The sequence below is a fragment of the Cytobacillus firmus genome, assembly GCF_023612095.1.
GTDB lineage: Bacteria > Bacillota > Bacilli > Bacillales > Cytobacillaceae > Cytobacillus.
In genome coordinates, this window is the sequence record NZ_CP086235.1 from 2,087,354 (window position 1) to 2,110,488 (window position 23,135).

Here is a 23,135-nt window from a genome sequence, read left to right on the forward strand (position 1 = left end):
ATTAAATCAAAGAGAAATCCGATGAGTTTAAAACTATTAAACCAAATTTAAAAGTTTTTTTGGTTTATTTTAGAATTAATTGTGGTGAACCGTATCTCAAGTAATGGTAAACAAGGAAATTGAATTTACAGTTCATATTAAAAATTGAGCAATTAAAGAAGGTTAATAAGTTAAAGGATAGCCCAAACTCTTAACAAAAGATTAAGCAAGCTTCAATTTTATGTGTGACTATATTAAAAAAGAAGTATGACTTCATGTATCCTTGGAAGCATACTTCTTTTTTAATGAGGTTGCCCTGGTACTTTCTTCACTAATAATGAAAATATAATAAATAACAACGGGATAGTGGTTTTTGTTAGAATTTACGTAATAAGTTCTTTTTTTTGTATTTAAAATAGGTAATGTCCAAACGAGGTGGAGTATGGTTAAAGAAGGAATCTATGAAGAAATTATCAATAGTCAATTAAAAAGAGAGCTTAGTAGTCTCGAGCTAGATACATATGATATAGGAAAAGAAACTATTGATGTAGAAGAGGCTAGAAAGCTCTTATCAACTTATATTTCATCTGTAACACGAAAAGCTTTAAGATTTGTTCGAGAAACTGAAAAAGATGATAAGTTGGCATTACTTGAACAGATTAAAACTTGTAATTCAATCATCAAAACATTAAGTGAATGTCTAGACGAGGAAGAATTTCAATCGCTAAAAATTGAAGAGGATGGCGAAGTTTTAACACATATCTATTCAAAGATAAACTCGGTGAAAAGTATACGGAAACAGAATATCGCTCGACCAGTGACATCTATTTCACAAAGTTCATTATTCACTGGTTCTAATTACGAACCGAATATGCTTGGAGAGATCAAAAAAGAAATATTATCAGCAGATTCAATCGATATGCTAGTTTCTTTTATTAAATGGAGCGGGTTAAGATGTATTCTTGATGAATTAAGGGTTTTTACTAATAGAGGTGGTAAACTTAATGTTATTACGACATCTTATATGGAAGCTACAGATTATAAAGCGGTTCTTGAATTAAGTCAGCTACCAAATACCGAATTAAAAATCTCTTTCGATATTGATAGGACAAGGCTTCATGCAAAGGCATATTTATTTAAGAGAGAGACAGGTTTCAGTACAGCTTATATCGGTTCATCTAATCTTTCCAATCCAGCATTAACTTCTGGCTTAGAGTGGAATCTAAAAGTAACTGAAAAAGATTCCTATGATATTATTAAAAAATTTGAAGCAACGTTCGAAAGCTATTGGAATGATAAAGAATTTGTGCTTTTTGATCATGAAAAGGAACATGATAAGGAAAGATTAAAGCTTGCCCTTTCTAAAAGTAAAAGCTCAAATGACGATAGGTATCATTTTGTATTCGATATTCAACCTTATTATTATCAAAAGGAAATATTAGAAAAGTTACAGGTCGAACGTAAGGTTTTTGGAAGAAGAAAAAACTTAATTGTTGCAGCTACAGGTGTAGGAAAAACAGTTATTTCTGCTTTTGATTATAAGAATTACTATAACCAAAATCGTCATGCAGCAAAATTATTATTTGTTGCTCATCGTGAGGAAATATTAAAACAAAGTCTAGATACATTTCGTGCTATATTAAAGGATGCCAATTTTGGCGATTTACTAGTAGGTAACCATCAGCCTAGTTCTCTTGATCATTTATTTGTAAGTATCCAAAGCTTCAATAGTAAAAAATTATATGAAAATACAACAGCAGATTTCTATGATTTTATTATTGTGGATGAATTTCACCATGCTGCTGCTAATTCTTATCAAACACTTTTAGATTATTATAAACCAAACATCCTTGTAGGATTAACCGCTACCCCAGAAAGAATGGATGGTAAAAATATTTTAACGTATTTTGACGATTCAATTGCAGCAGAAATGAGGTTAACGGAAGCGATCAACCAAAAGTTATTAAGCCCATTTCAATATTTTTGTGTAAGTGATACAGTAGATCTTTCTAAGTTAAAATGGAGTAGAAAGGGTTATGAAATTAAAGAATTAGAAAACGTTTATACGTCTAACTCTATAAGAAGTAACCAAATTGTTCAAAGTCTCAAGAAATATGTAACGGACATAGACGAAGTAAAAGGATTAGGCTTTTGTGTATCCATCGCACATGCAAAGTATATGGCTGACTATTTTAATCAAGTGGGAGTCCCCTCTATTGCCTTATATAATAATATGGAATCCAATGTTCGTAGAGATGCCCAGAGGCAATTGGTTAGCGGAGAAATAAAGATGATTTTTGTTGTAGATCTTTACAATGAAGGAATTGATATTCCTGAGGTGAATACCATCCTTTTCTTAAGACCAACAGAAAGCTTAACGGTATTCCTACAGCAGCTTGGAAGAGGATTAAGATTATCTGAAGGTAAAGAATGCTTAACGGTTTTAGATTTTGTCGGCCAGGCCCATAAAAATTACAATTTCGAAGAAAAGTTTCGGGCTCTCATAGGCAAAACCAAACATTCCATTAAACATTATGTCGAAAATGGATTTTTCAATCTACCAAAGGGGTCTTTCATTCAGCTTGAGAAACAAGCTAAGGAGTATATATTAAAAAATATTAATTCAAGTACTAATACAAGAGGTAACCTTATAGCCAAAATGAAATTTTTTGAACAGGATACCGGTTTGGAACTCAATTTATATAATTTCATTAACCACTATCACCTATCCATTTATGACTTTTATGGGAAAAACGGAGATAGGAGTTTTGTAAGAATGAAGGTGGAGGCAGGTATACGGGAGGATTTTCAATGTGAAAACGAAAAGATGATTACGAGCAAACTTCCGAATTTATTCTTCCTCAATTCACCATCGCTTCTCCAATTTCTTATGAAATACATAGAGAAGCAGGAAGTTCATAATGAAGAGGAGAGGTTAATGTTAAATCTCTTTTATTATTCTTTTTATAAGGCGCATCCTGAGAAAGAGGGATACTCAACAATTGAAGATGGCATAAATCAGATTATTTCAATACCAGAGTTTAAACAGGAGATTGCGGATATTTTAACCTACCTAATCCAATCTTTGACGACTTTGGAAATGAGCCACGACTTCCATTTTACATGTCCATTGCGTGTCCATTGTAAATACTCTACCTCTCAGATCCTGGCATCACTTGACTATTATAATGAAAACCAGAGTCCTGAGTTTCGTGAAGGTGTGAAGTATTTTAGAGAGAAGGACTTGGATATCTTTTTTATTACCTTAAATAAATCAGAAAAAGATTTCTCCCCTTCCACCATGTACAATGACTATGCGATTAATGAAAAACTTATTCACTGGCAAACTCAAAGCCGGGTTTCTGAAAGCAGTGAAACAGCGAAAAGGTATATTCAACATCGAAAAAATAATCATAAGATTGCTTTATTTGTAAGGGAATATAAAAAAGAATATGGCTATACAGCACCATTTATCTTTTTAGGAACAGCTGATTATGTAAATCACTCAGGAAGTAAGCCGATGAATTTTATTTGGAATCTTAGAGAAGAAATGCCAGCTTACTTGGTGCCAAAAGCGAATAAGAATATACTGTGATTTAGGAAGGTAGAAAATAGTCTTCTCTAATTTGGGAAGACTATTTCTCTACGATTAAGTGCTCAACAACTGGTATATCAGCAGGAGCCCACTTTAAAGACTCGAGGTTTTCTTTTTTTAGCCAAATAAGTTTTGAATGTTCATTTGGAATTGGCGTTCCATCTATAATATTGCAAGATATTGTAAAAAGGTTAATGATAAATGAATCGTATTCATGAGAGTTATTATGAAATAATTCCTTTGCTTCAATTCTACAATTTAACTCTTCAAATATTTCTCTCTCTACAGCAGTATAGATATCCTCTTTTTTCTCCACTTTACCGCCAGGAAACTCCCACAGATTTGACAATGTCATTTCAGGGGCCCTTAGAGCACATAAGATCTCATTATTCTCATTTTCAATTATTCCTGCGACAACCTTTATTATTTTTTTCAATGGATGTCCTCCTATTCAAAATTGTAGTTAATTATTTTCTCCAAATAGTACAATTCTTCCATCTAACTGGTATATTAATACTATACTAAATAAGCTATCAATTAGTAAGGAGAGCATAGTGATACCATTAATTAGCTTTTTTAAAAAGAGAAAAGATGAAGAACAGCAAAATCCAAAAATAACATTAGATCAAATAGAAGAGAAAAAGACTGAAAAGGTTGCTACCCGTATAGGTGAGTTAGGAGAATACAAAATCGATATTCAATTACATCAGCTTCCGAAAGATTTTAAGCATCTGAGCGATTTGCTAGTTGAAAACCCAAAAGCAAAGACAGGTTATTCACAGCTTGATCATATAGTGATTACTCCGTTTGGTGTCTTTGTAATAGAAACTAAAAATTATCAAGGAACCATTTATGGAGGAAAAGATAGAAAAACATGGTCCGTAAATGGCAAGTTTAAAATGATGAATCCATTTATTCAAAATTATGGACATATACAAGCATTAAAAAACTTCCTTGATCAAAAATACCATCATCTATTTATTTCAATGGTTTCCTTTACGAAACGCTGCACGTTTAAAATTGATGACCTCGAACTTAGAAAAATTGCTTCTAATGACTTAATTGTATATGACGTGGAATTATTCGATTACATACATAGGAAAGTATCGGTTCTAAAACTGCAGCATAAAGAGCCTTTGCTTAATGATAGTGAGGTTTTAATGATTTATGACGCAATTTATGCAGCAAATATAACAGATCCATCTATTAGAGAGAAGCATGTGCAAATGCTAAAAGAAAGTAAGTCTAATAAAAAAGAGACAGTTACTAAGAAGAATCAGTCGGAAAAATGCTGCGTATGCAACATAACTGTTTCGGACAAAGTGAAAGCATTTTGTTTGTCGAACAAAAGGTTTAATGGGAAGATCTTTTGTTTTGAGCATCAAAAAGATTTATAAAAATAATTACTTAAAGGGAGTCGAATGTGCCTATCTACAACAAACTTGTCCGAGACCGCATCCCAGAGGTTATTACTCGTAATGGAAAAACGTGTTCAACAAGAATATTAGATAATGAAGAATACATAGAAGAATTAAAGAAAAAGAGCTTCGAAGAGCTAGAGGAATACGTTAAAGCACAAACTGATGAGGAAGCAATGGAGGAACTTGCAGATATTCTGGAAATCCTTCATGCATTGGCCAAAGTTCATGGTTCTACTATTCGGGATGTGGATGATATCCGTAAAAGTAAAGTGGAAAAAAGAGGTGGATTTCGAGATAAAGTATTCCTAATTGAGGTTGAAGATTAATCATGAAATTATAATGGATCGGGGAAAGAGAAAGTTATGAGCCATAAACTGCAAGTGGGTGAAATGAACGCTGCCTATTTAACCGACAAAGAAATATGGGGGCACTTTAATTATATCTTTTCATCAAGATCGCGAAACTCAACAACATATAAATTCGTTTTGATTAAGTCTTTAATCGAGAATCTCTACAATGCGAATGAAAAATTGGAGCTACATTATGATTCTTTATTTAACAGTTTTTCAAGGATTTATTGGAATCTCGTCATTCATCATGATCTTAATCAGATTAATATGATGGGCAAGAAAGCAGAGGTTCAGAGCATTTTGCTTAACGTGCAATCAAAGCATCAAATCCCGAACACCTTTGTTTTCGATAAGCTATCAAACGAATTGCAAATCTTTATCGTGAATAAAGTAAAAAAGAAATGCAAGGTCAATGTAATGGGAGCGATTTATGGAGATACCTCCGGAACTATTTATGATTTTGATAATGAACAGGAAGTCCTCCGCTTTAATCCTGCTTTCTTTTCTTTTATGCAGCGCTATCAGCGCGTGTTGAAGTATATGTCCAACTATCAATTGGCTCTTTTTCTGGAAAAGTTCAATGAACAAGGAGATACTTCTCGGCTTTTACTTAAGGTTGAAAATGTCTCCAAACGTTCATCATTAGATCCTTTTTATCAAGTGCTTGCTTCTTTCTATGGGGGAAATGCTTTTATTGCGGTAAAACTATCAAGAAGAAGGAACAAGCCCATGTCGATCATTTTATCCCTGGAGCTTTGTTCAAGCGGATCAACTATGGAATTTAGTGATTGCTTGCACAGCCTGCAATCTCGCAAAAAATGATAAGCTGGCAACCAATATATTTTTAGAAACTCTGATTGATCGGAATGGAACCTTCCTTATTATGCCGGAGCTTAATGGAAGAGAAGACATGAAAGTATACACAAACAAAAAACTGATGGATTTATATGAACATACGATTGATAACGGATATACGGATATATGGGTACCGAAGAAGAATCATGCAGATGGTTAAGTGTATAAATATGATTAGTATCATCTCTTATGCACTCTTTTCACAAATAGAACCAAAAGTAGACAAATCGAGACACTGTCTCAATTTGTCTATTTTTTTATAAAGGGGAAAAGAAAGAATATAGTAACTTATAATACGCTAACCAGACATTCTCACCACAAGCTATAAATTCATATATAACAGAATATTTGAAAATTTTAATAAATAAGATTGACAAATAAATAAGGGCAAGTTTATTATAATTACATAAACAAACATCATAGAAACAGTTTCAATAATATAAAAAGAAAAGGAGTCTTTTGATGGCAGTTGAAAAAAAGCTCAGGATACAGTCTGTTGACCGAGTGCTTGATATATTAGAAGAAATAGCACAGGAGAAGAATGGTATTACTGTTAGCGAAATAGCAAAAAGATTAAACCTGCAAATAAGTACTACATATAACCTGTTAAATACCTTGAAAATGAGAGATTATGTTTATCAAGATATTGAAACAAAAAAATATTTTATAGGTGTTAAAATCATGAGTTTGAAAAATACCTATACAAACAATTTAGATATTCAGAAGGTTGCTGCCCCGTATCTCGATGAATTGCATAAGGAAATCGCAGAGACAATCCATTTAAGTATTAGAGTAGGCAGTCATGTAGTTCCTGTTCACCGATTAGAAGCGAAACATGCAATTCGTGTGGATAGTGAGTACGTTGGTAATAAAGGACCACTATATTGTACAGCCACAGGAAGGGCATTATTATTAAGTTTACCAGAAAGTGAGCTAGATTGTTTTCTTAACAGGATAGATATATTGCCTTTTACTGAACATACCATTACAGACATAGAAAAGATTAAAGAAGAACTGGCTAATAGTAAAGCCAGAGGCTATACTCGTGACTTTATGGAGTATCAGCAAGGGGTTTTTTGTATAGGTGCCCCTATTTATAACTACAACTCAGATGTAATTTCTTCCATAAGCGTTTCCGTTCCCTCCCTTAGATTTAGTCCTCATGAGCAAGAGCGTATCACAAACAATGTAATAAAGACTGCGCAGAAAATATCTCAACAATTAGGATATCAACAAGAATCTGTATAACAAAAAATATAAGAGTTTTATCTCTTATATTTTTTTGAAATATATAAAGAAAGAGTTTTTATAATATAAAAAGAGGTGGTATTTGTGCGATTAACTGGCAGTGAAATTATTTTAGAACACTTGATCCAAGAAGAGGTTCCTTACATTATTGGTATACCTGGTCACGGAATATTAAGTTTTGTTGATTCCTTTGTTAAACGGAAAGATAAAATTAAAAGTATTATGCCAAGACATGAACAGAGTTCCATCCATATGGCAGATGGTTATTACAGGGTAAAAAAGAAACCGCTTGCAACATATGCGTCGATAGGTCCAGGGGCGATTAATACAGCAGTTGGTCTTGCAACTAGTTTCGTAGATTCTGTCCCTGTCTTTACTGTAGTAGGGGAAACCCATACACATATGTTTGGCAGAGGGGTACTCCAGGAAATCCAAAAATACAATTGGGCAAATTCCGTTCGAGTATTTGAACCTATTACCAAAAAGAGCTGGCAGGCTACAAGAGTCGAACAATTACCCAGAATTATGAATAGTGCATTTAATGAGATGATGACAGGCAGAAGAGGCCCTGTTCTACTAAATTTACCAATGGATGTTCAAGCAGATTCGATAGACGTCACATTAGATGATTCCAGGAAAAGAAGAGTTTCAGATGACTATACAGAAATTATGGCTATACCCGGGATTGAGAAAGCTGTAAATATATTGCTAAATGCTAAGCGTCCTGTGATTTTAGCAGGGGGAGGGATCCATGCATCAAGTGCTTATGAAGAGTTGAAAAATTTAGCAGAAGCAACAGGTTCTGCAGTTTTATGCACTTTCAGTGGCAAAAGTGCTATAGAAGAAGATCATTCTTTATATGGTTGGATTGCCGGATCCAAAGGTACCCACTGTGGAAACAGTATTGCTAAAGAGGCTGATGTTATTCTTGCAGTAGGCTGCAGGTTTGCAGATGAGACAACATCCTCCTACCGAAAAGGGGTTTCATTTAATTTTCCTGATACGAAATTAATTCATGTAGATATTGATCCACACGAAATAGGTAAAAATTATCCTGTGGAAATTGGAATTGTTGGCAATGCAAAAGATGTTCTAGCCAATATGATTCGATACATTCATGAGAATCAATTAATGAAGGACTGGCAGGATTCTGATTATTATCATGAAATACAACGTAAGAAAAACGAATGGTTTGCATATATGCATAAGATTCAGAATGATAATCGCTCACCTGCAACTATTTCTCGTTTTTATAAGGAATTAAGAGAATACTTAGATAGAGATGCGATAGTTGTGACATCCTCAGGTAATAGCCAGGCACAAATTTTACAAGAGTTCCCTTTCCTTGCCCCGGGAACTAATGTCACAACAGGAGGATTTTCTACCATGGGATATGCATTCCCTGCAGCTTTAGGGGCAAAGTTAGCTGCTCCAGACAAACAGGTTTGTGCAGTAGTGGGGGATGGGGATTTTTCGATGACCCTGCAAGAACTTGCCACAGCTGTACAATACAATATTCCAATTGTAGTTATTGTTCTCAATAACTCAGGCTGGCAAGCTATTACAGACCTGCAAATTTCTGCGTTTGGTAAGGAGCGAATTATGGCAACAGAATTCAGGATGGATAATGAGGGGGAACTTTATACCCCTAATTTCGCTCAGGTAGCAGCAGGATTTGGTGTTCATTCTCAACACATCTCCAATCCTAATGAGATTAAGTCTGCTTTAAAAAATGCTTTCAAACAAAATGGACCATCGCTTATCGAAATTACAGTAAATCGTGAATATCCATATTCAGGTGGAATCTCAACAGGATGGTGGGATGTGCCAGTACCAACTTATCTTTCAGATAAACGAAAGGTTTACGAAAAAGAAAAAGCAGAAGAAAGTGTACTTTAAAATCATTAACCAAATAAGGAGGAGAACAGTTTGAGTAAGCTTTACATTAATGGAAGATGGAGTGCATCGGAAACTGGGAGGGAATTTAATAGTTATAATCCTGCTAATGGGTCTCTTTTAGATAGTGTAGCAGATGGCAATCGAGAAGATACCGCTAATGCTATCCACGCTGCAGAAGAAGCCTTTAAAAAGTGGTCAGTTGTGCCGGCTATTCAACGCTCTGATTACTTAATGGCTTGTTATGACTCGATGATTAAGAATCAGGATCTATTAGCCGAAATGATTACGAGAGAACAGGGGAAACCACTGAAAGAAGCAATAAATGAGGTAGGATATGCAGCAAGTTTTTTCAGATGGTATGCAGAGGAAGCCAGAAGAATCTATGGAGAGACCCTTCCTTCAAATGCTGCCGATAAGAGAATCGTAATATCTAGACAGCCTGTAGGAGTTGTTGCTGCGATCACCCCTTGGAATTTCCCGCTAGCTATGATTACTAGAAAGATAGCACCAGCTTTAGCAGCAGGGTGTACTGTAGTTGTAAAACCTGCAGAACAAACACCTTTAAATGCTGTAACGTTGTTTAAAGTGTTAGAAGAATGCAATTTACCTCCCGGTGTAATAAACCTCATCACGACTTCACAACCTAGAGACGTTGGAGAAGAACTGCTACACAATCCTGCTGTAAAAAAGATTACATTTACTGGTTCAACAGACGTTGGCAAGTATTTAACAAAAGAAGCTTCAAATCAGATGAAACGTGTATCAATGGAACTTGGAGGTCATGCACCTTTTATAGTATTTGATGATGCTGATATAGAAGATGCTGTAAATGGCGTAATAGCAAGTAAATTCAGAAATGCTGGTCAGACATGTGTTTGTGCAAATCGCATATATGTTCAGGAGTCAATAATGGATGAGTTCATCAGTTTGTTTGCTGAAAAAGTTAATGCATTTTCTGTTGGTGAAGGCTTCAAAAGTGAAGTGGATATTGGACCACTTATCGATAAGGACGCCATCCAAAAATCCAAAAATCACATTGAGGACGCTCTGAACAAGGGTGCGAAACTTATTACAGGCGGCAAACAAATTAATGGAGAAGGTAATTTTTTTGAACCTACCATTTTATTAGACGTAGCTGAAGATATGTATATTTGTCAGGAAGAAACGTTTGGTCCTGTTGCACCCATCCTTACGTTTAAGACAGAGAACGAAGTTATAGAGCGTGCAAATAATGTTCCATATGGACTCGCTGCATACTTTTATACCAACGATTACAGTCGCTCAATACGTGTTTCTGAAAAACTGGAGTATGGCATAATCGGGCTTAACGATGCTATTCCAGCGGTTGCGCAGGCTCCATTTGGAGGGATGAAGGAATCTGGTGTTGGACGTGAAGGAGGAAAGGAAGGTTTGCTGGATTTCCTGGAAACTAAATATATATCTATGAAATTTAAGAATGAGTGTGAGCAATAATGAAAAACAGAACATCTTATGGAGACAAGGGGTTCAGCGAGTTTTTAGTAACTGCATTTCAAAGACAACTGGGACATCATCCTGATGATTTTCAAAAGCCGGTAATTGGTATATGTAATACCTCAAGTGAAGTGAATCGTTGTCATAGCCACCTTAAACCAATGATAGAAGCAATTAAAAGGGGAGTAATTATGGCGGGAGGAACTCCACTGGAGTTTCCAGTCATATCATTAGGCGAAATGTTTACTAGCCCAACAACAATGTTATACAGAAATTTGCTTGCAATGGATGCAGAAGAAATGATAAGGGCCCAACCAATTGATGGTGTTGTGTTAATTGGAGGTTGTGATAAAGTTACACCAGCTTTGCTTATGGGAGCTGTTAGTGCAGATAAACCAGCGATTATGTTTACTGGTGGTCCTATGAATAATGGAGAATATAAGGGCAAAATACTTGGTGCCTGTTCTGACTGCAGACATTTCTGGCAAGAATATAAGGCTGGAACGGTCAGTGAAGAAGAACTGAATGAAATCAATTCAAGATTGGCACCAACTGCCGGACATTGCATGGTTATGGGGACTGCAAGTACTATGGCTGCCTGTACGGAAGCGATGGGAATGATGCTTCCGGGAGGTGCGGCAATACCGGCAACTCATAACGAAAGACTATCTCATGCCCAGGAAACAGGTAGAGCAATTGTAAGACTTGTAAATGAAGATCAAAGGCCATCCAAACTATTAACTAAGCAATCTTTTGAAAATGCAATCAGAGTTTTAATGGCAATTGGGGGTTCAACAAATGCTGTTATTCATTTGATAGCAATTGCAAGAAGGCGAGGTATTACACTAAAGCTTGAAGATTTTGATCGTCTTAGTAATACTACCCCTTTTATAGGAAATATCCGTCCTGCCGGCGAGTATCAAATGGAAGACTTTTATTATGCTGGTGGTGTCAATTCAATAATAAAAGAACTCTTGTCATTGATGAGTAAAGATGAAATGACCGTTACCGGTAAAACAATTGCTGAAAATATAAAAGATCATAAGGTGGATGAAGTCTACCGCCATATAATAAAGCCAGTCCACAACCCTTTATATAAGGATGGTGGAATCGTTGTATTAAAAGGAAATTTATCTCCAAACGGCTGTATTGTTAAACCTAAAGCTGCGACAAAGAAGTTGTTAAAGCACAGGGGAAAAGCAGTTGTATTCCAATCAATTGCCGATATGGAACAACGAATTAATGATCCGAACTTGGAAGTTACAGAGGATAGTGTCCTTGTTTTGCAAAATGCAGGTCCAAAAGGAGCACCGGGAATGCCAGAGGCTGGAATGATTCCAATTCCTCGAAAGTTGCTTGAAATAGGTGTAAGGGATATGGTGAGAATTTCAGACTGTCGTATGAGCGGCACAGCATTTGGAACCGTTATTTTACATGTAGCCCCAGAAGCTGCAGTGGGCGGGCCATTAGCACTGGTTAGGGAAGGGGATGAAATTGAATTAAATATTGAAGAGAAACAACTAACTCTTCATGTAGAAACGGAAGTATTAGAGAGCAGAAGAAAAGAATGGGCGCCACCGGAATTGGTTGAAAGAGGGTATACGAAATTATATCAACAACATGTTCTACAGGCTGATGAGGGATGCGACTTTAATTTTTTATAAAAGCTAGGGGGAAATTAAAATGGGTTTCTTGATAAAGAAGTGGAATTTGTCTAGTTTGTTCGTCATTAGTCTATTAGTATTGCTATTTATATCAGGTTGTGCCAACCAGCAAAGCGAAGAAGCAACGGCAAGTAACAAAAGCGAAAACCTCTCTGATTCAGAAGATACCATTTCAATCGGGGTAAGTATCCAAGGATTTAAAGGGATGTTTACGAACTATATTCGAGCCGGAATAATGGAAGAAGCAAAAAAGCATGGGAAAAGTGTGAATGTTGTTGTTGTAGATGCTGAGGACAGAGCTGATAAGCAGATTGGTCAAATTGAAAATTTTATTAGCCAGGGGGCAGATGCTATTATTTTAAACCCGGTAGATAGAATTGCATCTGCACCAGCTGTGGATGCAGCAGTAAAAGCAGGCATACCGATCATTACTGTTAATACTCAAACAGACAATCAAAGCAAAGCAAGCGCATTTGTAGGATCTGATGATTTTGAAGCTGGAAAAATACAAATGGATTTCATCGCTAAGGAATTAGGCGGGAAAGGCAACGTTGCCATCTTACATGGGGCGATGGGGCATTCTGCTCAAATCGGAAGATATGAAGGCTATAAATCAATCTTAGAAGAAAATCCTAATATGCAAATTATTTTTGAAAACACAGCAGAATGGCAAACAGATAAAGCATTATCTATAGTTGAAAACTGGCTGGTCACAGGGAAAAATATAGATGCCATAGCAGCGAACAGCGACACAATGGCACTAGGGGCCAAGTCTGCAATTGATGCAGTGGGGAAATCTAATGACATTCTTGTTCTTGGTATGGACGCAATCCCAAATATGCTTAAAGGTATAGAAAATGGACAAATTAGTGGGACAATTTGGCAAGATGGAATTGGCCAAGGTAAATATTCTTTAGATCTAGCTGTTAAAGCAGCAAAGGGTGAAACGATTGATGACTATTTAATTCCTTATGAGTTAATCACGAAGGAAAACATCGATAAATATAAAAAAATGGCCGAAGAACGCGATGAATTATCAGAAAAGTACAATTAATTAACGGGAGATGTCATCCACATAAAGGCGGTGGTTTCAATGACAGGTCAAAATATCCTCCAAATGCAAAATATCCATAAAGCATTTGGAGGGGTAATTGCCCTAGATAATGTTTCATTTAATGTAAAAAAGGGTTCTGTCCATGCTTTGATGGGTGAAAACGGAGCGGGTAAGTCAACTCTTATGAAAATATTGTTAGGTATCAATAAGCCCGATCAAGGGACGATTTGTATTGATAATAAGGAAGTAACATGGGACAAACCATCGGATGCTTTAGCTGCTGGAATATCTATGATCCACCAAGAATTGAATCCTGTTCCGCATCTAAGTATTGCTGAAAATATTTTTCTGGGCAGGGAGCCAATTAATAAAAGAACAGGCTTTATTGACTATAAAAGGATGAACGAAGAAACCAGTCATTTACTTAAAGAACTGGATTTACAGGTCGCACCGACTGAGCTGGTAGCAAACTTAAGTGTAGCTAAAATACAGCTTATTGAAATTGCAAAAGCAATATCTTATCAAGCTCAAATTGTTGTGATGGACGAACCAACTTCAGCTATTAGCAATAAAGAAGTGGATAAATTATTTCAAATCATCCAAAAGCTCAAAACTAATGGTGTAACAGTTATATATATTTCACACAAAATGGAAGAGGTTTTTTCGATATGTGATGATGTAACTGTTCTCAGGGATGGGTCTTTCATTGGCACAGAGAGTATTCGTGAAATTAATATGAATCAACTGGTTTCTATGATGGTAGGAAGAAAAATTGAAGATGTGTTTCCTCAAGTAACTCATAACACTGGAGAGGTTATATTGAAAGCCAATAACCTCGAATCAAAAGGTCTCTTTCAAAATATTAGCTTTCAGCTTAAGAAAGGGGAAATCTTAGGATTTGCTGGACTTATGGGCGCAGGCAGGACTGAAATTATGGAAGCTATTTTCGGCTTACGTAAATTAGACAAAGGAGAATTGATCTACAAAGGTAAAAAAGTCATATTCAAACATCCGCAAGATGCAGTTAAAAACAAAATAATTTTAGTGCCGGAAGACAGAAAAAATTCAGGCCTGGTCCTAAATCATTCAATACGTCAAAATATCAGCCTTACAACCATTGGAAATTATACACAAAAAGGCTTGATTAAAGCCAAAAAGGAAAGAAGCGTAGTAGAGAGAATTATCGAAAAACTCAGGATAAAGGTAAGTAACATGGAGCAATCAGCTTCTTCTTTAAGTGGAGGAAATCAGCAAAAAGTGGTTCTAGCTAAGTGTCTTCTATCAGACCCGGAAATTATTATTCTTGATGAGCCTACAAGAGGGATTGATATTAAAGCAAAATCTGAAATATACAAGATTATAAACGAACTTGCTCAGCAAGGAAAAGGCATTATAATGATTTCATCAGAAATGCCGGAAATATTGGGGCTTAGTGATAGAATCCTCGTCCTCCACCAGGGTCAAATTACCGGAGAACTCTTGAAAAAAGATGCTACTCAAGAAAAAATACTTCAATTGGCCATGGGTAGGAACGTTTCATAAGAAGGAGGGACTAAGTTGAAGGCTAATACACATTTGGAAAGTCAAACCAAAAATATATGGTCGCAAAGTCGATTGAAGATTAAAGGTTATGCAGGTAAATACGGTATTTTAATTGGTTTTATTGCGATCTGTATCTTTTTATCATTTGCTTCACCAGTATTTTTAACCTCTGCTAATTTAATTAATATCCTAAAACAAGTCTCTATTATTGGGATTGTTTCCATGGGTATGACGATGATCATTATTAGCGGCGGAATTGACCTATCAGTAGGATCAATTCTAGCCCTTACTTCTGTAGTAGTAGCAGTATGTGCCCAAAATAGCATACCTCTTATCTTGTGTATACTAATTGCTATTGCTGTAGGCGGACTTGCAGGAATGATTAACGGATATGTAACAGCAAAAGGAGCAATTTCCCCATTTATTGTTACGCTTGGAATGATGACGGTTGCAAGGGGAATTGCTTTAATAATTAGTAATGGTATGCCGGTTTCGGGATTGCCGGAGACATTTTTCACATTGGGAAGCACGGTTTTCCTTGGTCTCCCTTTACCGGTCTATATTTTTTTCTTAATGATTTTCGTGACAACCATTTTATTGAAAAAGACGAGGTTTGGGAGACACCTATATGCGATTGGTGGAAATGAACAAGCAGCATTGGTGTCGGGTATTAATATTACTAAAGTAAAAGTTTGGGTTTATGTTATAGGGGGATTATTGACTGGTCTGGCCGGAGTAGTTCTGGCTGCAAGGGTTGGAGCAGGTCAGCCAAATGCTGCTGTCGGGTATGAACTAGATGCCATTGCAGCTGTTGTTATTGGCGGTGTAAGCTTTTCAGGGGGGATTGGACACCCATTAGGCGCTTTACTAGGTACTCTAATTATCGGGGTTATTAATAATGGCCTTGACCTGATGAATGTTCCAACTTATTATCAACAGATTATTAAAGGGCTCATAATTGTTGCTGCAGTGTTGTTGGATAAGAATAGAGCTAAATAAACAGGATAGGGGTGCCAATGTTGAAAACTATTAATGTATGTATTGTAGGCTGCGGACGGATTTCTACTCTAAACTCACTGGGGTATTTAGATCATCCAGATGCAAAAATATATGCTGTATGTGATTTGGATGAAGAGAAAGCCATGGAAAAAGCTAAAGAATGGGGGGCAGAAAAGATATATTCTGATTACTATGAAGTTCTAAACGATCCAAATATTGATGCAGTAGAGTTATTAGTTCCTCACCATCTTCATTGCTCCATGACTGTAAAGGCATGTGAAGCTGGTAAGCACGTGTCTGTGCAGAAACCAATGGCTTTAACAATCGAAGAAGCCGATCAAATGGTTGAAGCTGCACGAAAAAACAAGGTCAAATTGAAAGTTTATGAAAACTTTGTTAGTTACCCACCTTATGTAAAAGCAAAAGAATTAATTGATGCGGGGGAGATTGGTGATCCAATTTCGATAAGAATTAAACTGAACGCAGGAAAACAGGATACAGGGTGGGAAGTTACTAAAGATACTTGGTCATGGAGAATGAACGAAGAAATATGCGGTGGAGGTCCTTTGGTTTTTGATGATGGCTACCATAAATTCTCTTTAGCCAGATATCTAATGGGAGATATAGAAAAGGTTTCCGCCTGGATTGATCGAACAGATGTTATACCAGGAGAATTCTATGAAGACGCTCCTGCAATGATTATGTGGAAATATAAAAATAGTAAAAAATATGGAATAATGGACGTTACCTATTCAAAAGATCTACACATTAATACAGATTATTATGCTTGTGACGAACGAGTAGAAGTTACCGGATCAAAAGGCGTGCTTTGGATAACCAGATGTACTGCTAAAATGTTACAAATTCCTACTCTTATTGTTTACCGTGATGGAAAAACTATAAACTACGAAGATTTAAGAGACGACTGGGCCGATTCCTTCATTGATTCTACAAAGAACTTTATCGAGGCTATAAAAAATGACACAGAGCCATTACTCAATGGGGAAGAGGGAAGGGAAGTATTAAAGTTCGCTTTAGCGGCTATTGAATCCTCTAAGAGAAAACAAGAAATTAATATCGATCAATTGTTTACTCCAATTAAAAATTAATTTGTAGAGGAGTAAATATATGAATCATTTTGTATTGTTCATATTGTACTTTATTCCGATTACATTATGCTTTATTTTTATTCCATATTCACAGAATAGAGTAAATAAAAAACATATACCAGGCTTAACATTAATAATAATCTCAATTGTTTTTATGGGGTTACTATTTCTACTTAAGACCCCTTACTTCCCAATCCTCTTTTCACTAGGTGTGTCTATACTGCTTTCTGGGGTGATTGTACTTACTACTAGTTATATTAAGATATTAAAACATTAAATAAAATTTGAATCGTAGAGGAGACTTTTCTATGAAAGAATCGATCATGTGTGATCGGTTCTTTCTTTTATCTACAAAAGGTATTCACTTGTAAGCTGAATGGTTTGGAAGTATTATATGAATAATTTTAAGAGTTAAGGGAGACGCACATATTTTTTTCGGGTTGATATCACCAAATGCCACTTGATTAAATGCAGGTGAGTGGACAGTGGCCTAGATGCTTTTCAGCATTCCTCCATGTAAAACTATCCCATAAACCCAAATAAATAACTTTATAAAAAATATGCTTTTAAATCCTGAACAATAAGTCTATTATAGTAATTAAAATTAAAAAAGGAGATTCATATGATTTCATCTATTCAAGATCAACTTCAAGTATTTAGAGAAAGTCAAAAAAACAGGGGGCGGCTGCTTATCAATTGTCCTGATCAACCGGGTATTGTGGCTGCTGTATCCCAGTTTCTGTTCCAGCATGATGCTAATATTATCGAATCGAGTCAATATTCGACGAATCCAGAGGGTGGCACCTTTTTTATCCGAATCGAGTTTGAATGTCCGGGTTTACAGTCGAAGGAAGAAGAGTTGAAGAGTCAATTTAAGGAAATCGCAGAAACATTTTCAATGGAATGGAAATTAGCATTTGTTTATGAATTGAAGAAGACAGCTATTTTCGTATCAAAAGAACTTCATTGTTTACGTGAGCTGTTATGGGAATGGCAAAGTGGTGATTTGCTTACCGACATCGCTCTTATTGTAAGCAATCACGAGGAAGCAAGACAAATTGCAGAATCCATGCATATTCCATTCTTTTACATACCAGCAAGCAAAGAAAATAGAGAGGAAGTGGAAGAAAGACAGCTGCAGCTTTTAAAAGAATTTGATATTGACTTAATCATCTTAGCCAGATATATGCAAATTTTGACGCCAGCCTTTGTTGGGGCTCATCCGTTCAAGATCATTAATATTCATCACTCTTTCCTTCCTGCATTTGTTGGTGCGAGGCCATATGATCGAGCCCATCAGCGCGGAGTAAAAATAATTGGGGCAACGTCTCATTATGTTACAAACGATCTTGACGAAGGACCAATCATTGAACAAGATATCAAGCGTGTCGACCACCGGGATCATATAGATGATCTAAAAAAGAGCGGACGTTCTATTGAAAGAAGTGTTCTTGCCAGAGCGGTTAAATGGCATTTAGAAGACCGGATTATTGTTCATGAAAATAAAACAATTGTTTTTTAAGAAAAAGGATCTGTAATGAGCGCCTGTCTCTCAGTTAAGTAATGCATTTTCATGTGATCTGCCCCCTGTAAAGAAGAGAGTGTAAATAATAAAAAAGCCATAGGCAGCTTTAGCTCTATATCCCATAGGGCTAAGGCCTTTTAAGTGTTTTTGGTTTACTGCTGAAGATTTTACCGTAATGTAATGGGAAGAACTTGTACTACGATTAAAATAGGGATTAGCTTAGAGGCAAATGAGAATGAGGCAGCCATGGAATTAAAATTGCATGAACAAATCCCCCATTTTCCTTTAGATGAGCTTTGGGGGGAGTGATCAAATTGAGCAGACATAACACTTATCAAATTGGACAGATCTTCTATATTCAAAAAGTTCAGAGTTCCAGGCAAAGTAAAGAGTTTTGAACAGACAGATGCTTATGTGTATGAAGTTCTTGAGTCGTTTTCTCAAAAAATGGATGAGGCAATCGTGCAGTCTATTCTTTGGAGAGAATCCACTGATGAGATAACCATGACTCCACGAAAACTGTTCATGCATACGGTCATTCACGAATACCACCACAAAGGACAGATTATGGCGATGGCCCGCCAGTTGGGGTATGAACCGCCAAATACAGATGTTCTGGTAACGAGAAATTAGATTAAAATATGAAAGGATGCCCCATGGTGCAGTTCTTACTGTCGAGAGGCATCCTTTGTTTCGTTTATGACGAAATTAAAATCATTTATTTTAGTTCTTTACTTCTAAATGATTAATAACCCGTTCCATCGCTTGAATATGCCCCAAATGGTTTGCCTCATGAAATAGCGCAAATTCAGCTAATTCACCAAAGGTTTCAAGTCCCAAAAATGGTTTATCCAGCTTTTCATTTAACTGTTCAGCTGGAATTTGCTGTATTCGGGCCAATTGATCCTTCAACTGTATAATGAGCTCATCTGTTTCAGGAATATCACCTTTCCAATCTGCCGGCTTAGTACCGTTCCCAAATAATTCAATATAGTTTGCAGGGAGGTGGGTTGTTTTGCGGGGAAAGCCAAACATAAACTGTTCACAGACCGTTAATACATGGCCAATATGCCAATGGATCGTGTTGTTAAAACCGTCTGGCTGTATCCTGGCTACATCCTTTGATATTGACCCGCTCTTATTAATAAAATAACCTCTTGTCTTCTCAAACTGTTTAAACACTAGTTCATTCATTTCTTTCTCCCCTTCCAAATATTCTCATCTGTTAATATAACAAAAATTTGTAAAGGTTAGGAGGGTCAATGGACTGAATTGATTTCTTTTTATTTTTTTAGTGGCGATTTTTTTATGGCAGTGTTACATCCAGCCTAGCACCGTCTTGCGCGATTGGGTAAAGCGGGAGAAATAATAGGTCCAGCTGACTAATGTGCTAAGCCCTCCAGGTTGATTTTAGCTAGCAATTTTTAATATAAACACTTTACAGATAGAATTAACTATGTTAAATTCTATTTATCTAAGGATTCTGAAATTTCAAAAAGATGGTGTGAGTGAATGAGTTGGACTGCTGGCCCATTTAAACAGGAACTGATCAAGGACTATAACAATATCAATCTTCTTTTGTTTAACATCGGTGTCAAAAGTCAAAGAGTCGAGTTTTTGGGGGATAAGATATTAATTTTCGCCAATCATAAGAGAATTCCATCTCTTAAACATTTGGACGAGATTAATCGCTTTGTAACCCGAATGACTGACATTGCCATCATAGATAGCTATAAGGAACATTTAAGAAATGTCCTTGAAGAAAAATATGGGATGAAGGTACTTTCTATATTAAAGGACTATGATCCCTTAACTGAACTTTCGGGTACTATCATTACCCTGGATCGCGATACAAGTGCCTATATTTCCAGGTAACTAAATACTGGTGACTGGTCCATTGAACTCTTAAGAGTGCATTAAAACCGTCAGTGCAAGCTTTCAGACTACCGTCTGTTTGTTTTGTGCTGACGGTTTTTTTATAGGCTGTTTTCGCAAAGTTTGTTGCTATTTATATTATATTTACTGAGTTGATTGTAGTGGAAGGTTTACTCAAGGTAGCCTATTCAACGTCCTACGGGAGTAGCGGGACAGGTGAGACCCCACAGACGCGTAGCGTCGAGGAGGCTCACCGCCCGCCCCGTGGTTCGCTGAGCATCCTCTCACTGCAATCAACGGACAACATTGATAAGCGAAAAACAACAATTTATACGAAAAGAGCCTTTTTATAAAAAAATAGAGGAGGAACCAACATTATGAAAACAGTAGAAGATGTATTGATTGCGCTGGATGAGTTGACAGGAGGAAGAGTGGTTAAATCTCTAAATGACATTACGAGAGGTGAGCATCCCTTTGTCATTATGAAGTCTTCCAACATTCCCGGAAAAGAGATCATTGAAACGCCTGGTCTTGTCTATGGTGATATGAAAAAAGAAGTCAAAAAAGTAGCAGTTGCTATGACCATGACAGAAGGATGCATCGAACTTGCCGGCGCTACTGGTGTCGATGCCATTGTTGCTCATCATCCGATAGCGGAAGCGGCTAATTCAGGTGGAGTAATCTTAAAAAACTATCTGGATTTGTATAATGTCGCCGCATTTGAATTGCATGAAGCTTTCCATGGATTACATCCCGGCATTCCTTTTTTGCACGGCCATCAGGTATACCGGACTGAGGTTTCTTATGGAGGAGTACACGGAAACATTTTTTATGCAGGGAAAGTACTCCCCGAGGTGAAAACGCTGGGTGATATGTTAACTCGGCTGGACAATTTTATGGGTCTGAAAGTTGAAGAGGAACTGTTACATACTGAAAAGGAAATACGCAATAGTCCATCTTTGTCTGAAACGAGTATAGTGACACGCGGGAGAATTGCTCATGGAGAAGAGACAAGCCCCGTGAACAATATTGTGCATATTTTCCCGCATACCGGATTTTCCCCTGAACATTTGCGCCTAGCAATCCAGGAACACCCGGAGGCTGACACAGTTCTCGCTAGCATTAGCCGGGTTTATGATGGACATCCGCTTATCGAAACAGCTAAGGAGTTAGGTCTTAATTTTATTATCGGAAATTGCCATGTATTAGAAATACTCGAAAATGGATTACCTTTAGCTTACGCCTTGGATAGGCTGCTGCCTGATGTTGAAGTAGTTGTTTTTCGGGAACGTGTGACAAGCATATCCCTAAATGAAATGGGAGCTCCTCAGTTAAAGAAATATGCAGAGGAAATGGCTGAGGGGTATCTATTGAAAAAAACGGCTGTCCATACACTATAAAAAAGGAGTGAAGGTAAATGAGCGAGGTTAAATCGTTAGTCCAAGAGAATTTAGAAATAGAGGAGAACAGTGTCCCGATTCCTTTAACGAGAAAATGGACAAGGGTTGAAGCAGTCGGTCTTGGTTTAGTCATCCTCTCACTGCTAGTATTGTTAATCACGCCAGGTACATTAGCCGGGTTATTTACTTCCATTGTCGATCAAGTTTTCCCGGTTATCGTAGGGATATTTTTAACCGGTACGGTAGGGGTTTCCATTATTGTTAGTGTCATTATTGGCCGGGTACTGGAAAGGCTGGGATTTACGGATGCGCTAATTCGGATCTTCATTCCTGTTACAAAACTGATGAAAGTCAATTCAGCGGTTATCATTCCAAGTATATATAATATTCTTGGTGATATTAATGCTGCCGGGAAAATTGCCGGACCGATCTTGATCCGTTCAGGAGCAACAAAAGCAGAGCAGAAAATAGCGGTAGCCACCATGGTTCAATCCCAACAGTCATTTGCTACATTTATGTTAGGCATGGTTGCACTAACGGCAGTAGGGGCCAATGCCTTTATCGTGGTCGTGCTGGCTGTTTTCATGCCTGTCATTGTTGTCCCGTTTCTGCTTTCTAAAACCATTTACCGGGATACGAAAGCTGTCCAAATTGCAAAACTGCCCCAATTTACACCGAAGACTGGATTTCTCCCGACTTTGTTTAATGGAGCCAGGGAGGGGGCAGAGCTTTTATTCCTTCTCATTATACCGGCTGCCGCTGTCGTGTTTGCTGCAATTGGGGTTTTGGATTACATTGGCATATGGTCAAAATTTGAATCCGGCTTATCAGCCGTTTTGTTAGCTCTAAATATTCATCCTGAGACCGGAATTCTCTCCATATTGGCTAGCCCGGCGCTGGCAATGGCCCAGCTTTCGGAAGTTGCGGGTTCTTTGGATCCGCGTTTGGTCATCGGCTCCTTCGTATTAGCTTCATCCGGTTTGCCTTTGGCTACTATCTTTGGTCAAATTCCGGTTATATGGGCAGCTAATTCTGACCTTAGTGAAAAGGAGGCAATGGGAGCGGCTTTATTAGGAATCGTCATGCGTATTTTGACAGCCTTTTTAATAGTTTATTTCTTAACGCCGATATTGGTTTAATGCTCCAA

At 36.9% G+C, this 23,135-nt stretch carries 18 protein-coding genes; 16 read left to right on the plus strand and 2 right to left on the minus strand.

Annotation, left to right across the window (positions count from 1 at the left end):
- Positions 1-421: 421 nt before the first annotated feature.
- Positions 422-3,574: a DEAD/DEAH box helicase gene (locus LLY41_RS10615; RefSeq protein ID WP_251168558.1), complete on the plus strand. Its 3,153-nt coding sequence runs from the start codon at positions 422-424 to the stop codon at positions 3,572-3,574.
- 40 nt (positions 3,575-3,614) lie between these two features.
- Here LLY41_RS10615 and LLY41_RS10620 read toward each other — a convergent pair whose 3' ends face one another.
- Positions 3,615-4,010, minus strand: a complete 396-nt coding sequence (locus LLY41_RS10620) for a (deoxy)nucleoside triphosphate pyrophosphohydrolase (protein ID WP_251168557.1) — start codon at positions 4,008-4,010, stop codon at positions 3,615-3,617.
- 118 nt (positions 4,011-4,128) lie between these two features.
- On the opposite strand from LLY41_RS10620, the gene LLY41_RS10625 reads away from it, so the two are divergent.
- From LLY41_RS10625 to LLY41_RS10685, 12 genes are all read left to right on the plus strand, one after another.
- On the plus strand, positions 4,129-4,971 hold the full coding sequence (locus LLY41_RS10625) for a nuclease-related domain-containing protein (RefSeq protein ID WP_251168556.1): 843 nt from the start codon (positions 4,129-4,131) through the stop codon (positions 4,969-4,971).
- 26 nt (positions 4,972-4,997) lie between these two features.
- Entirely contained in the window at positions 4,998-5,321 is a 324-nt protein-coding gene (locus LLY41_RS10630) for a nucleoside triphosphate pyrophosphohydrolase (RefSeq protein ID WP_251168555.1), read from the plus strand.
- 1,341 nt (positions 5,322-6,662) lie between these two features.
- Positions 6,663-7,448 carry an IclR family transcriptional regulator gene (locus LLY41_RS10640; protein WP_095245151.1) on the plus strand — a complete coding sequence of 262 codons (786 nt, stop codon included), beginning with the start codon at positions 6,663-6,665 and terminating at the stop codon, positions 7,446-7,448.
- An 84-nt stretch (positions 7,449-7,532) separates the two neighbouring features.
- Positions 7,533-9,347 (plus strand): thiamine pyrophosphate-binding protein, encoded by a 1,815-nt coding sequence (locus tag LLY41_RS10645; protein ID WP_179289057.1) that lies wholly within the window; start codon positions 7,533-7,535, stop codon positions 9,345-9,347.
- Between the two features lie 30 nt (positions 9,348-9,377).
- The gene (locus LLY41_RS10650; RefSeq protein ID WP_095245149.1) at positions 9,378-10,820 is read left to right on the plus strand and encodes an NAD-dependent succinate-semialdehyde dehydrogenase; all 1,443 of its coding nucleotides are present in this window, start codon (positions 9,378-9,380) and stop codon (positions 10,818-10,820) included.
- On the plus strand, positions 10,820-12,484 hold the full coding sequence (locus LLY41_RS10655; protein ID WP_095245148.1) for an IlvD/Edd family dehydratase: 1,665 nt from the start codon (positions 10,820-10,822) through the stop codon (positions 12,482-12,484). The genes LLY41_RS10650 and LLY41_RS10655 overlap by 1 nt, the downstream gene beginning before the upstream one ends.
- Before the next feature lie 19 nt (positions 12,485-12,503).
- Positions 12,504-13,538, plus strand: a complete 1,035-nt coding sequence (locus tag LLY41_RS10660) for a sugar ABC transporter substrate-binding protein (RefSeq protein WP_095245147.1) — start codon at positions 12,504-12,506, stop codon at positions 13,536-13,538.
- Positions 13,539-13,577: 39 nt separating this feature from the next.
- Positions 13,578-15,080, plus strand: a complete 1,503-nt coding sequence (locus LLY41_RS10665) for a sugar ABC transporter ATP-binding protein (RefSeq protein WP_095245146.1) — start codon at positions 13,578-13,580, stop codon at positions 15,078-15,080.
- Between the two features lie 15 nt (positions 15,081-15,095).
- The gene (locus LLY41_RS10670; RefSeq protein WP_095245145.1) at positions 15,096-16,079 is read left to right on the plus strand and encodes an ABC transporter permease; all 984 of its coding nucleotides are present in this window, start codon (positions 15,096-15,098) and stop codon (positions 16,077-16,079) included.
- Between the two features lie 17 nt (positions 16,080-16,096).
- Complete coding sequence (locus LLY41_RS10675) at positions 16,097-17,188, plus strand: Gfo/Idh/MocA family protein (RefSeq protein WP_095245144.1); 1,092 nt, start codon at positions 16,097-16,099, stop codon at positions 17,186-17,188.
- 622 nt (positions 17,189-17,810) lie between these two features.
- Complete coding sequence (purU, locus tag LLY41_RS10680) at positions 17,811-18,710, plus strand: formyltetrahydrofolate deformylase (RefSeq protein ID WP_095245142.1); 900 nt, start codon at positions 17,811-17,813, stop codon at positions 18,708-18,710.
- Positions 18,711-19,052: 342 nt separating this feature from the next.
- The gene (locus LLY41_RS10685; protein WP_251168552.1) at positions 19,053-19,346 is read left to right on the plus strand and encodes a DinB family protein; all 294 of its coding nucleotides are present in this window, start codon (positions 19,053-19,055) and stop codon (positions 19,344-19,346) included.
- A 90-nt stretch (positions 19,347-19,436) separates the two neighbouring features.
- Here LLY41_RS10685 and LLY41_RS10690 read toward each other — a convergent pair whose 3' ends face one another.
- Positions 19,437-19,907, minus strand: a complete 471-nt coding sequence (locus LLY41_RS10690; RefSeq protein WP_095245141.1) for a DinB family protein — start codon at positions 19,905-19,907, stop codon at positions 19,437-19,439.
- Between the two features lie 318 nt (positions 19,908-20,225).
- Between LLY41_RS10690 and LLY41_RS10695 the strand changes: the two genes are divergently transcribed.
- The 3 genes from LLY41_RS10695 (at position 20,226) to LLY41_RS10705 (ending at position 23,127) form a co-directional block, all read left to right on the plus strand.
- The gene (locus LLY41_RS10695) at positions 20,226-20,588 is read left to right on the plus strand and encodes a Na-translocating system protein MpsC family protein (protein ID WP_095245140.1); all 363 of its coding nucleotides are present in this window, start codon (positions 20,226-20,228) and stop codon (positions 20,586-20,588) included.
- A 377-nt stretch (positions 20,589-20,965) separates the two neighbouring features.
- On the plus strand, positions 20,966-21,988 hold the full coding sequence (locus LLY41_RS10700; RefSeq protein WP_095245139.1) for a Nif3-like dinuclear metal center hexameric protein: 1,023 nt from the start codon (positions 20,966-20,968) through the stop codon (positions 21,986-21,988).
- A 17-nt stretch (positions 21,989-22,005) separates the two neighbouring features.
- Entirely contained in the window at positions 22,006-23,127 is a 1,122-nt protein-coding gene (locus tag LLY41_RS10705; protein ID WP_095245138.1) for a hypothetical protein, read from the plus strand.
- The last annotated feature ends 8 nt before the right edge of the window (positions 23,128-23,135 follow it).